Annotated in this window: 11 protein-coding genes; 5 read left to right on the top strand and 6 right to left on the bottom strand. The window is 73.1% G+C overall.

What is annotated here, in order from left to right; translation table 11 throughout:
- On the top strand, positions 1-1,096 hold a 1,096-nt coding region (locus B9S61_RS06190), incomplete at its 5' end, for a PQQ-binding-like beta-propeller repeat protein (protein WP_103541282.1).
- A gap of 28 nt (positions 1,097-1,124) precedes the next feature.
- On the opposite strand, the gene B9S61_RS06185 is transcribed toward B9S61_RS06190, so the two are convergent.
- The 4 genes from B9S61_RS06185 to B9S61_RS06170 all read right to left on the bottom strand — a co-directional run bounded on the left by B9S61_RS06185 (position 1,125) and on the right by B9S61_RS06170 (position 5,705).
- Entirely contained in the window at positions 1,125-1,661 is a 537-nt protein-coding gene (locus B9S61_RS06185) for a hypothetical protein (protein ID WP_103541281.1), read from the bottom strand.
- A gap of 154 nt (positions 1,662-1,815) precedes the next feature.
- Complete coding sequence (locus tag B9S61_RS06180) at positions 1,816-2,007, bottom strand: hypothetical protein (protein ID WP_103541280.1); 192 nt, start codon at positions 2,005-2,007, stop codon at positions 1,816-1,818.
- A 212-nt stretch (positions 2,008-2,219) separates the two neighbouring features.
- On the bottom strand, positions 2,220-5,177 hold the full coding sequence (locus B9S61_RS06175; protein ID WP_103541279.1) for a BTAD domain-containing putative transcriptional regulator: 2,958 nt from the start codon (positions 5,175-5,177) through the stop codon (positions 2,220-2,222).
- A 126-nt stretch (positions 5,178-5,303) separates the two neighbouring features.
- A complete protein-coding gene (locus B9S61_RS06170) occupies positions 5,304-5,705 on the bottom strand; it encodes a nitroreductase/quinone reductase family protein (protein ID WP_103541278.1) in 402 nt (133 codons plus the stop codon).
- Positions 5,706-5,887: 182 nt separating this feature from the next.
- On the opposite strand from B9S61_RS06170, the gene B9S61_RS06165 reads away from it, so the two are divergent.
- The 3 genes from B9S61_RS06165 to B9S61_RS06155 all read left to right on the top strand — a co-directional run bounded on the left by B9S61_RS06165 (position 5,888) and on the right by B9S61_RS06155 (position 10,021).
- Complete coding sequence (locus B9S61_RS06165; protein ID WP_103541277.1) at positions 5,888-6,766, top strand: TIGR03619 family F420-dependent LLM class oxidoreductase; 879 nt, start codon at positions 5,888-5,890, stop codon at positions 6,764-6,766.
- A 24-nt stretch (positions 6,767-6,790) separates the two neighbouring features.
- Positions 6,791-9,379: a bifunctional FO biosynthesis protein CofGH gene (locus B9S61_RS06160; RefSeq protein ID WP_103541276.1), complete on the top strand. Its 2,589-nt coding sequence runs from the start codon at positions 6,791-6,793 to the stop codon at positions 9,377-9,379.
- A 75-nt stretch (positions 9,380-9,454) separates the two neighbouring features.
- Complete coding sequence (locus B9S61_RS06155; RefSeq protein WP_103541275.1) at positions 9,455-10,021, top strand: hypothetical protein; 567 nt, start codon at positions 9,455-9,457, stop codon at positions 10,019-10,021.
- A 385-nt stretch (positions 10,022-10,406) separates the two neighbouring features.
- Here the strand turns inward: B9S61_RS06155 and B9S61_RS06145 are convergent, their stop codons facing one another.
- Both B9S61_RS06145 and B9S61_RS06140 read right to left on the bottom strand, forming a co-directional pair.
- Complete coding sequence (locus tag B9S61_RS06145; protein ID WP_258039567.1) at positions 10,407-10,583, bottom strand: hypothetical protein; 177 nt, start codon at positions 10,581-10,583, stop codon at positions 10,407-10,409.
- A 51-nt stretch (positions 10,584-10,634) separates the two neighbouring features.
- Positions 10,635-11,156 (bottom strand): DUF2165 domain-containing protein, encoded by a 522-nt coding sequence (locus tag B9S61_RS06140; RefSeq protein WP_103541274.1) that lies wholly within the window; start codon positions 11,154-11,156, stop codon positions 10,635-10,637.
- A gap of 109 nt (positions 11,157-11,265) precedes the next feature.
- On the opposite strand from B9S61_RS06140, the gene B9S61_RS06135 reads away from it, so the two are divergent.
- On the top strand, positions 11,266-11,571 hold a 306-nt coding region (locus B9S61_RS06135), incomplete at its 3' end, for an ATP-binding protein (RefSeq protein ID WP_146064730.1).

Below are 11,571 nucleotides of genomic sequence, written 5' to 3'. Positions count from 1 at the left end.
AGGTGACGTAGACGAGGTCGCCGTCGACGGCGACCTCGTCTACGTCACCTCCTTCGAGGTGCACGCCCTCGACGTGGCCACCGGCCGGCGCCGCTTCAAGACCCGCGACGTCGCCTGGTCGATGGCGGTCGCCGACGGCCGTATCCACGCCTCCGACGGCCCCACCCTGTTCGCCCTCGACGCCCGCGACGGCGGAGACCTGTGGCGGCTGTCCACGGACGCCTGGGTGTACTCCCTGAAGGCCGACCGCGGCACCGTCGTCACCGGCACGCGCGGCGGCGGTGTCCAGGCCCGGGAGGCGGCCACCGGTCAGAAGCTGTGGGAGATCACCGGCTGCCAGACCGACTTCGAGTCCCCGGAGGCCGGTCCCTCCGTCCACGACGGCACCGTCTACCTCTGGCAGGACGCCCGCCTGCGCGCCCTCGACGCCCGCACCGGCGACGAGCGCTGGTCGTACCCCATCGGTGACGCGGCCTCCTGCGGCGGGGTCCCGGTCCGCCTCACCCACGGCCCCGACGGGCACGTCTACGTCTGCGCCGGAACCCGCGTCCTCGCCATCGACGTCACCGGCGGCCACGTCCGCTGGCACTTCGAGGCCCCGGCGGTCTTCCTCTGCCCGCCCGCCTTCGTCCCCGGTCCGGCCGTGACCGGCGGCGGCGTCTACCTCGCCGACTACCTCGGTACGGTCTACGCCCTCGACGCCACCGACGGCCGTGACCGCTGGCGCATCGCCACCGAGTCCCGCGCCTCCGTCGAACCGGTCCTGGTCGCCGCCGGCCACGTCCACGTGGGCAGCGGCAAGGGCCTCTACACCCTGGACGCGGTCACCGGCACGCCCCAGTGGCGCTTCCAGTCGGGCGGCGAGATCGTGGGCGCCCCCGCGGTCGCCGAGGGCCGTATCCACTTCGGTTCCAGTGACCACCTGCTGTACACCCTGAAGGCCGACGACGGCCGCCTGAGGTGGAAGCTGGCGACCGGCGGCGAGATCACCGGTTCCCCGGTGGTCCGGGACGGCGTGGTCTACGCGTGCAGCAAGGACCGCTGTGTGTACGCGCTGGACGCGGAGAAGGGGACGGGAACGGCCCGCACGACGTAGGCCGGGCCGTCGGGTGCGGGCCGGCGCGTCAGAGAGCCGCCGGGGCGTACGGGTCCGGGTCGCAGCCGGCGACCCGGGTGACGTACGTCCCCTCGCCCACGCGGACCCGGGCGGTCGCCGTCTCGCCCGCCAGGACGGTGACGTCCTGGGTACGGGAGACGAGCCGGGTGCCGTCGTCGTCCTCGAAGGCCACCGTGACGGTGAAGGTGCCGGTGACCGTGTTGCGGTTGGTGACCTCGACCGTGGCGTACCCGGTCTTCTGCGAGGCGCAGGTCAGCAGGTCCACGACGGCGTCCCTGAGGGGCGGGGGCGTGCTGCCGGCGTCGCCGCCGCTGCCACCCGTGCCGTCGTGGTCGTCATCGCCGTGGTCCCGGTGTGATCCTCCGCCGGAACCGGATGACGAGTCGTGGTTCTGGGACGAACTGCTGCAGCCTCCTCCTCCTCCTCCTCCTCCTCCGTCGCCGCTGCTGCCGCCGTGGCCCCGGCCGGCCGAGAAGCCGGTGAGGGTGAGGACGACGAGTGCCGAGACGGCCGTGAGCCTGAGTGTGTTCCCCCGTTGCCGCATGGCCCTCAGGCCAGCGAGATGCCTGTCACGGGCATGTCACCGTCCGTCAACACCCGGGTGCCCGGCCGCCGTACGGGGGAGCCGTCCCGGACACGCGTCGGCCGCGGCGGCTCCCCCTCCGCGCCGCCGCGGCCGAATCCCCTGCGGAACTGGTCTACTTGCCGTCCCGGTCCAGGTCCAGGGCGGGCGGAGCCGGCATGTTGTTGTCCATCGTCGTGATGGTGCCCTCGGCGGGCTCGCCGGGCATGTTGCTGTCCTGCGTGGTCGCGGTCCCGTCCGACGCCGGAGGGCTGGGCATGTTGTTGTCCAGCGGCTTGGCGTCCGAGTCCCTCATGCTGTCGGCCATCGAGTTGCTCCCCTTCTGTCGTGACAAGTGCGAGGCGCCCGCCCGGAAGCTCCCCCGAGCACTGCCGGGAGGGCGCCTGGAGCCGCACAGTAACCACTGGGGCTCCTGGTCACCCGCCTGCCCCCCGACGCGACGGCGTGACACGGACGATTGTGCCCGGCGGCGATAAACGAACGCTGAACGCCGTCGACCCCGGTGCGCAGCCGCCGGGTTCAGGCCGTGGCCGCCGGGGCGAGCAGCGACCGGACCGAGAGGGCCTCGGGGGCGCCGTTGGCCTCGTAGAGCCCGAGCGCCTCGCGCCAGCACGCCCTCGCCCGGTCGGCCTGGCCCAGCTCCGCCAGGGCCTGACCCAGCAGCGTCAGGACGTTGCCGCGCATACGGTCACCGCCGATGCAGCCCAGTGCCAGCGCCTGTTCCGCGTGCCGGGCCGCCTGAGCCGGACGGCGGTCGGCCCGGTGCGCCTCGGCGATCCTGAACTGCGTGGTTCCCTCCCAGAGACGCTGGCGGTGCTCCGTGAAGATGGTCAGTGCCCTGGAGAACTGGCCGAGCGCCTCCGTGTGCCGGCCGGCCGCGGCCTGAGCGACACCCAGGGCGTAATGCCCGTTGGCGAGGCGCATCGTGCTGCCCACCGCGATGTGCCGGGACAGCCCGTGCTGGGCGAACTCGACCGCCTTGCCGGTGTTGCCCATGCCCATGTGGGCCCGGGAGAGGTTGCACAACGCGGTCGCTTCGCAGAGGCCGTTGCCGGCCGCCCGGAACCCCTCTATCGCCTGGTCGAAGAAGGCCTTGCCGTCCGCGTACCGGTGCTGGTGGAGGGCGATGAGTCCCCGGTCCTGCGCGGCCCAGCTCGCCGCGGTCGGGTCGCCGGCGGAAGCGGCCCGCTCCATGGCGGCGCGCGCCTCGTGCTCGGCCTCCTCGATACGTCCGGACACCAGCAGGACCCCGGTGAGGGTGTTGCGGGCCCGGCCCTCCGCGCGCGCGTCACCGGCGTCCCGCGCGGCCTGGCGGACGGCGACGGCGGTGACCTCGTACTGACGGGAGTTGGTGCCCGACTCGGCCAGGTCGCGTGAGGCCCACAGGAGGTCGATGCCGCCGCGCAGCCTGACGGAGCCCGCGGTCTGCCGCACACAGGCGAGCAGGTTCGCCGACTCGGTGTACAGCCAGTCCAGGGCGGCGGACCCGTCGGTGAAGGCCAGGCCCGGATACCCGGTGGGTTCGAGGTCGTCCACCAGCCGGTCGCCCGGCCGCTCGATCGCGTACACCCCCGCCGCCGTCGCCAGGTAGAAGTCCAGCAGCCGCGACAGCGCCGACTCCCGCTCGCTCGGCGGCTGTTCGTCACGTTCCGCGCAGGCACGCGCGTAGAGCCGTACGAGGTCGTGGAAGCGGTAGCGGCCCGGAGCCGCCGACTCCAGCAGCGAGGTGTCGACCAGGGACTCCAGCAGGTCCTCGGTGTCCTGCGGAGGGAGGTCCAGCACCGCCGCCGCCGCCGCGAGCGAGATGTCCGGGCCGTCCGCCAGGCCCAGCAGGCGGAAGGCGCGGGCCTGGGAGGGTTCCAGTTGTCCGTAGCCCAGCTCGAACGTCGCCTTCACCGCGAGGTCGCCCGCCTGGAGTTCGTCCAGGCGGCGGCGTTCGTCGGCGAGCTTGGCCGCCAGGACCGAGACCGTCCAGGTGCGGCGGGCCGCGAGCCGGGACGCCGCGATCCTGATCGCCAGCGGCAGGAAGCCGCAGGCCGCCACCACGTCCAGCGCCGCCTGGCGCTCCGACGCGACCCGCTCCTCGCCCACGATCCTCGTGAAGAGCGCCAGCGCCTCCTCCGGCGACATCACGTCCAGGTCGACCAGGTGCGCGCCGGCCAGGTCCACCATCCGGACGCGGGAGGTCACCAGGGCCGCGCAGCCCGCCGTGCCGGGCAGCAGGGGCCGCACCTGGGCCGCGTCGCGCGCGTTGTCCAGCACGAGCAGGATCCTGCGTCCGTCCAGCAGGGAGCGGTACAGCGCGGCCCGCTCCTCCAGGGAGTCCGGGATCGCCGAGTCCGCGGTGCCGAGGGCGCGCAGGAAGGAGCCCAGGACTGTCTCCGGTTCCGCGGCACGCGCGCCGGCGCCCTGGAGGTCGACGTACAACTGGCCGTCGGGGAAGGCGGTTCGGGCCTGGTGGGCCACGTGGACCGCGAGGGTCGTCTTGCCGACGCCGCCGATGCCGGCCAGTGCGGAGACGGCCATCACCCGTCCCCCGGAGCCGGACGCCGAGGCCAGTACCCCGCCCAGCTCCCGCACGAAGGACGCGCGTCCGGTGAAGTCCGGGACGGTCGCCGGAAGCTGGGCCGGCCGGACGGGGGCCGCCACCGGTTCCGTCACGGGGGCGGAGGGCTCCGCCAGGTGCGGGTCGGCGCGGAGGATGCGGCGCTGGAGCTCCTGGAGGCCGGGGCGCGGGTCGACGCCGAGCTCGTCGGCGAGCAGACGGCGCGTGTCCGCGTACACGGCGAGCGCCTCCGCCTGGCGGCCGCTGCGGTACAGCGCCAGCATCAGCAGCTCGCGCAGGCGTTCACGGAGGGGGTGGGCGGCCGTGAGCGCCGTCAACTCCGAGACCGCCGCGGCGTGGCAGCCCTGTGCCAGGTCCATGTCCAGTCGTGACTCGAGGAGTTGCAGCCGCCACTCCTCCAGGCGGACCCGCTGGGCCTGCGCGTAGGGGCCGGGCACCCCGGCCAGCGTCTCGCCGTCCCACAGGGCCAGGGCCCGGTCGAGCGCCTCGCGGGCGCGGCTCAGCTTCCCGGCGCCGCTGGACTTCTCCGCCCGGGTCGCCAGCTCCTGCGCCGTCGCCAGGTCCAGCGCCCCCTCGCCGAGCCCGCGCACCGCGTACCCGCCGGACTCGCTGACCAGGATCCCGGGGTCCAGCACCTTCCGCAGCCGGGAGGCGTACGTACGCACCGCCGCCAGCGCCTGGGAGGGCGGCTCCTCGCCCCACAGCGCGTCGATCAGCTCGGCCGCCGTGACCGTACGGCCCTCGTGCAGCAACAGGGCCGCGAGCAGGGCGCGTTGCTGAGGGCTTCCGGTGGGGACCGGTTCGTCGTCGCGCCACGCGCGCACCGGGCCGAGCACGCCGAAACGCAGCGTCACGGGCTCTGTCGAGGAGCCGGGACGCGGCTGCTCCTGTCCTCGCGGCACACCGTCCATGCAGTCCCCCTCATGCATCCTGAACAACTACGTCAGTCTGCCTTCTCGAGGCGGTCGCGTCAGCTCCGGGAGACACCGATCACATGGGGACCGGCGGGCCACCACCGAGCCCACACATCTTCGTCCTCAGCCGTCCAGATCCACGCGCACGGTGAGGAGTCCGGCTCCGAAAGCCCGTACGGCGGCGCTGTTGAGGCGGGGCAGGAGACGCAGCCGGGCGGCGGGGTCGTCGTCGGGCAGGAGATGGGCGGTGCCGGTGTGCCGGCGGCCGCGGAGGCGCACCCGCACCCGGGGGTCGGCCTTGATGTTGCGGACGTAACCCGACCGCTCGCCGAACTCCGGGACCAGCCAGAAGGAGTCACCCACCCGCCGTCCGCCCACCGGGGTGCGACGGGGCAGGCCGGAGACCCGGCCCGTGGTCTCCAGCACCGTCTGGAACGGCAGCCGGCGCAGGACCGGGTTGATCCGGCGCTGGATGGCGGCGGCCGTCCGGTACTTGCGTTCGGCGTGCGGGGTCGCGGAAGTCATCGTGCGGGAGCCTGCCGGCGGGCGGAGCGAAACGGGCCGGTGGTTCCGGCCGATCTCGCCGCCGGGGCCACCCCAGGGCGGAAGGGGGCCGTGCGCCGGAACCCGACCGGTCGGTATGGACAGGCGGGACGCGCGGGGGTATGCATGGAGCCGTCGTCCGCGTACGAAAGGCAAGGCCGCTCATGCGTATCGCCGTCACCATCTTCCTCACCGACGAGACGATCACCCCGGTCCGGCTCGCGCGTGAGCTGGAGCAGCGCGGGTTCGCCGGGCTGTACCTGCCGGAGCACACGCACATCCCCGTCGAGCGGACCAGCCCGTACCCGGCGGGCGGTGAGCTGCCGCGCGAGTACGGCCGCACCCTCGACCCGTTCGTCGCGCTCGGGCAGGCCGCCGCCGTCAGCGAGCGGCTGGAACTCGGCACCGGCATCACGCTCGCCGCCCAGCGCGACCCGATCGACCTGGCCAAGCAGGTGGCCACGCTCGACCACCTCTCCGGCGGCCGGTTCACGCTCGGTCTCGGCTTCGGCTGGAACGCCGAGGAGGCCGCCGACCACGGCGTGCGGTGGCGTACCCGTCGCGAGCTGGTGCGCGACCGGATGGGTCTGATGCGGGCCCTGTGGTCGGAGGAACCGACCGCTTACGAAGGGGAGTTCGGTAGCGTCCGGGCCAGCTTCGCGCACCCCAAGCCGGTGCGGAAGCCGCGCGGCCCGGTGGTCGGCCCGCGCACGCTGGTCGGCGGGGCGGCCGGACCCAAACTGTTCACGCACATCTGCGAGTACGCCGACGGCTGGCTGCCGATCGGCGGGCGGGGCCTGACGGAGTCGCTGCCGCTGCTGCGCACCGCCTGGGCGGACGCGGGCCGGGACCCGCAGGCCCTGCAGGTCGTGCCGTACGCCGTCGTTCCCAGCGCCGGCAAGCTGGCCCACTTCGCCGGACTGGGCATCGAGGAGACCGTGGTGCAGCTCCCGGCGGCGGGGGAGGCGGAGGTGCTGCGGACACTGGACGCCTACCAGCCGTACGTGGACGCGGCGGACGAGGTGGACCGGCAGGGGTCCTGATCACCCCGAACGTATGCTCAAAGAATGACGACTTCCGCGACCTCCGGCACGGGCGGCCCGACCGACAGTTCCCTGCGCCGCGCCCTCAGACGTGCCCGGGACGGCGTCTCCCTGGATGTCACCGAGGCGGCGGTCCTGCTCCAGGCGCGCGGTGCGCACCTGGAGGACCTCTCGGCGTCGGCCGCCCGGGTACGGGACGCGGGGCTGGAGGCGGCCGGGCGGGCCGGCGTCATCACGTACTCGAAGAGCGTCTTCGTCCCGCTGACCCGGCTGTGCCGGGACACGTGCCACTACTGCACGTTCGTCACCGTGCCCGGCAAGCTGCGCCGGGCCGGGCACGGGGTGTTCATGTCGCCGGACGAGGTGCTGGACATCGCCCGCAAGGGCGCCGCCGCCGGCTGCAAGGAAGCCCTCATCACCCTCGGCGACAAGCCCGAGGACCGCTGGCCCGAGGCGCGCGAGTGGCTCGACGCGCACGGCTACGACGACACGATCGCCTACGTGCGCGCCATCTCGATCCGCATCCTGGAGGAGACGGGACTCCTCCCGCACCTCAACCCCGGCGTCATGACCTGGACGGACTTCCAGCGGCTCAAGCCGGTCGCCCCGTCCATGGGCATGATGCTGGAGACCACCGCCACCCGGCTGTGGTCCGAGCCGGGCGGCCCCCACCACGGCTCCCCGGACAAGGAACCCGCCGTACGGCTGAGGGTCCTCGAGGACGCGGGGCGCTCCTCGGTCCCCTTCACCTCCGGCATCCTCATCGGCATCGGCGAGACCTACGAGGAGCGCGCGGAATCGCTGTTCGCGCTGCGGAAGGTCTCCCGGGCCCACCACGGCATCCAGGAACTGATCATCCAGAACTTCCGCGCCAAGCCGGACACCGCGATGCGCGGCATGCCGGACGCGGAACTGGACGAACTGGCCGCCACCGTCGCCGTCGCCCGGCTGCTCCTCGGTCCCTCCGCCTGCCTCCAGGCCCCGCCGAACCTGGTCGACGCCGAGTACGGGCGGCTGATCGCGGCCGGCATCGACGACTGGGGCGGCGTCTCCCCGCTCACCATCGACCACGTCAACCCCGAGCGGCCGTGGCCGCGGATCGGGGAACTGGCCGAGACATCCCGGGCGGCCGGTTTCGAACTGCGTGAACGGCTCTGCGTCTACCCGGAGTTCGTACGGCGCGGCGAGCCCTGGCTGGACCCGCGGCTGCGCCCGCACGTCGCCGCGCTCGCCGACCCGGAGACGGGCCTGGCCCGCCCCGACGCGTCCCCGCGGGGGCTGCCCTGGCAGGAGCCGGACGAGGCGTTCACCGCGGCCGGCCGCACCGATCTGCACCGCACCATCGACACCGAGGGCCGCACCGGCGACCGCCGCGACGACTTCGACGAGGTGTACGGCGACTGGGACGCGCTGCGTGAGGCCGCCGCCCCCGGAATGGTTCCCGAGCGCATCGACACCGACGTGCGCGGGGCCCTGCGCACGGCGGCCGACGACCCGACCCGGCTCACGGACGCGGAGGCCCTCGCGCTGCTGCACGCCGACGGCCCGGCGCTGGACGCGCTGTGCCGGGTGGCGGACGACGTCCGCACGTCGGTGGTGGGCGACGACGTGACGTACATCGTCACCCGCAACATCAACTTCACCAACGTCTGTTACACCGGCTGCCGCTTCTGCGCCTTCGCCCAGCGCCGTACGGACGCCGACGCGTACACCCTGTCCCTGGACCAGGTCGCCGACCGGGCGCAGCAGGCGTGGGACGTGGGCGCGGTGGAGGTCTGCATGCAGGGCGGGATCCACCCGGACCTGCCGGGCACCGCCTACTTCGACATCGCGCGGGCGGTGAAGGAGCGCGTCCCCGGCATGCATGTGCACGCCTTCTCCCCGATGGAGGTGGTGAACGGCGCGAGCCGCACCGGGCTGTCGATCCGGGAGTGGCTGACGGCGGCGAAGGAGGCCGGCCTGGACACCATCCCGGGGACGGCCGCGGAGATCCTCGACGACGAGGTCCGCTGGATCCTCACCAAGGGCAAACTCCCGGCGGCGACCTGGACCGAGGTGGTCACCACCGCCCACGAGCTGGGCATCCGGTCCTCCTCGACGATGATGTACGGCCATGTCGACCAGCCACGGCACTGGCTCGGGCATCTGCGCACCCTGGCCGGCATCCAGCAGCGGACCGGCGGCTTCACGGAGTTCGTGACCCTTCCCTTCGTGCACACCAACGCCCCCGTCTACCTGGCCGGCATCGCCCGTCCGGGCCCGACGGTCCGCGACAACCGGGCGGTCACGGCGATGGCCCGCCTCCTGCTGCACCCGCACATCCCGAACATCCAGACGAGCTGGGTCAAACTGGGCGCGGAGGGCGCGGCGGAGATGCTCCGCTCGGGGGCGAACGACCTCGGCGGCACGCTGATGGAGGAGACCATCTCGCGGATGGCGGGCTCGTCCTACGGCAGCTACAAGTCGGTCAAGGACCTGATCGCGGTCGCGGAGGCCGCGGGCCGCCCCGCCAGGCCCCGTACCACCCTCTACGGCGAGGTCCCGGAGGAGCGCCGCCGCGCGGCGGAGACCTCGGACGGCCACCTGCCGGAGCTGCTGCCGGTCCTGGACTGAGCGGGGCGCCGGCGACGCCGGCGGTAGGATGATCCGACGCGCGTTCGGGACCCGTAGCTGAGGAGATACGTACCGGTGTCTGCCCGACTTCCTTCGTGGGCCTGGGTGACCGGGCTGACCACGGGGGCGATAGCCGTGGTGGGGTTCCTGGCCGTACAGGCGGACCAGGGGACGAAGCCCACCGCCGCCACGAGCCGGCCGAGCGCGTCGGCCACGGCGGACGCGAAGCCGTCCGCCGAACCGGAGAAGAAGAAGCCGGCGGCGGTCCCGGCCGACTCCGGTACCGGCCGCCGGATCGTCTACTCCCTCGACCAGAAGCGTGTGTGGCTGGTCGACGCCAGCGACGCCGCCCGCAGGACCTTCACGGTGTGGCCGGGCACGGTCTCCCCGGACCCCGGCACCTACGCGATCGGCACCCGCACGGAGGCCACCACCGGCAGCGACGGGGTGGAGGTCGAGCACATCATGTACTTCACCGCCGAGTCGGGCGTCTCGGTCGCCTTCTCCAACGCGGTCGACGGCTCCTCACCCCCGCCCGCCGCCCCGGACGCGAAGACCGGCGGAATCCGCGTGACCAAGAACGACGGCAGGGCCCTGTGGACCTTCGGCACGACGGGCACGACGGTACGGGTGGTCGGGTAGCCGGGCGGGCCACGCACCGGCGCACGGCACGTGTGGCCAGTCGGTGTCCTTCGTCTGCGCGTGGACGCGCAGACGAAGTGAACCGTGTGCCGCGCCTCGTCGACGAGGTGACGGACGCGCCGCCTGCCGTCACCTCGTACTCCCACTGCGGGTGGTCCTGACCGCCGAGGTGGCCCAGGGCCAGTCTGCCGCGGAGCCGGTGCCGACGGTCGGGATCCGCTCGGCACAGCGGATCACGGCGCAGAGCCTCGAAGTAGCGGCGGGCGTTTCCCGGCGCCTCCGCACCCAGTTCGCCCCAGCCTTTCAGCCGCCTCGTTCGTGGCGAACCGCAGGCGCCACTCGCCGTCCACCGGCGGCGGAGCGACGTCGTCGCCGCGCTTGGGGCTCACGGCGCCGACACCTCGCCGTGGTCCTCGTCCGGCAGCCGACGGGTGAGCTGTGCTGTGAGCTCGGGATCGGCCAGGACGCACGCCGTCGCACGCCACTCGACGACGAGGCGGTGGAGGTTGCCGTGGACATCCAGTTGAGCCGCGTCGTACGTGGCGTCGATGAGGTCGGCCACGAATTCCTTCGACTCCTGCGCGGACAGGTGTATTCGGAACGTATTCCGAAGTCAATCGGAGGGCTGCGGGACCTCACCGACCGTCCGCGTCCCCGGCAGGTGGACGACCAGCAGAACCACGCCGCTGAGGACGAAGACGCGCAGGGCCGCGTCCAGGCCGTTCCAGTCCTGCGACTGCCACATCGCGAACCACTCGCCGCCGATCGCCGTGAAGCCGGCGCCGAACAGGAGCATGACCATCAGCAGGCCGTAGGTGGAGAAGCGGCGGGCGCCCGGGTGGTCGTGGCGGGCCCAGAGCCAGGTGCCGTAGGCCAGCACCAGCGCGGCGGCCGTCTCCCAGACGACGATCAGGACGTAAGCGGCGTCCTGCACGCCCTCGTTCGTGACCGCCCGCCACATCAGGTCGTCGTCCTTGAACGTGGTGTCCATGGCCAGGACATGCCGCACGAACTCCTGGTTCGTCCCGAAGTCCGTGATGTTCCCCAACGCGACCAGCGCCATGTAGGGGGCGACGGAGGCGGTGAGGAGGGTGGCGGCGAGGGGAAGCGCGCCGCGTGGCGTCGTGGAGGTCATGGCGGTTCAATTCCCGTTGCCAGGACGGCTATCCGTACGCGGTGAGCCAGCATGAGGGCCGGACGGACATGGACGAGGGGACGCACGCGTGGTGCGGGCACGGCTGTCGATGCAGCAGATCGTCCAGCGGCGCCGGCGCGCCGGACTCGTGGCCCGCAGCGCCGAACGCGAGGCCCTCCGGGCGAACTTCGACATCCCGCCCGGAGACGCGGGCCACCGCTTCCTGTTCCATGTGCACGGCAACGCGGGCGTCGGAAAGACCCGCCTGCTCAGGGAGTTCGAGCACATCGCCCGGGATCGGGACGCGTTGACCTCGTACGTCGACGAGAGCGCGGGCGGCATCCCCGAGGCGATGGAGACGATGTGCCGCCGGTTCGCCGCTCAGGGACACCGGTTCAAGGACCTGGAGCGACTG

This window comes from Streptomyces sp. SM1, assembly GCF_002910825.1.
GTDB classification, from domain to species: Bacteria; Actinomycetota; Actinomycetes; order Streptomycetales; family Streptomycetaceae; genus Streptomyces; species Streptomyces okerensis.
Note: the sequence above shows the minus strand (reverse complement) of the source record. Positions and strands in the feature narration are given on the sequence as shown.

Bases quoted from the DNA above. Each gene is read 5' to 3' on its own strand.
- B9S61_RS06185 (WP_103541281.1), bottom strand. From the start codon at position 1,661: ATGCGGCAACGGGGGAACACACTCAGGCTCACGGCCGTCTCGGCACTC.
- B9S61_RS06180 (WP_103541280.1), bottom strand. From the start codon at position 2,007: ATGGCCGACAGCATGAGGGACTCGGACGCCAAGCCGCTGGACAACAAC.
- B9S61_RS06175 (WP_103541279.1), bottom strand. From the start codon at position 5,177: ATGGACGGTGTGCCGCGAGGACAGGAGCAGCCGCGTCCCGGCTCCTCG.
- B9S61_RS06170 (WP_103541278.1), bottom strand. From the start codon at position 5,705: ATGACTTCCGCGACCCCGCACGCCGAACGCAAGTACCGGACGGCCGCC.
- B9S61_RS06165 (WP_103541277.1), top strand. From the start codon at position 5,888: ATGCGTATCGCCGTCACCATCTTCCTCACCGACGAGACGATCACCCCG.
- B9S61_RS06160 (WP_103541276.1), top strand. From the start codon at position 6,791: ATGACGACTTCCGCGACCTCCGGCACGGGCGGCCCGACCGACAGTTCC.
- B9S61_RS06140 (WP_103541274.1), bottom strand. From the start codon at position 11,156: ATGACCTCCACGACGCCACGCGGCGCGCTTCCCCTCGCCGCCACCCTC.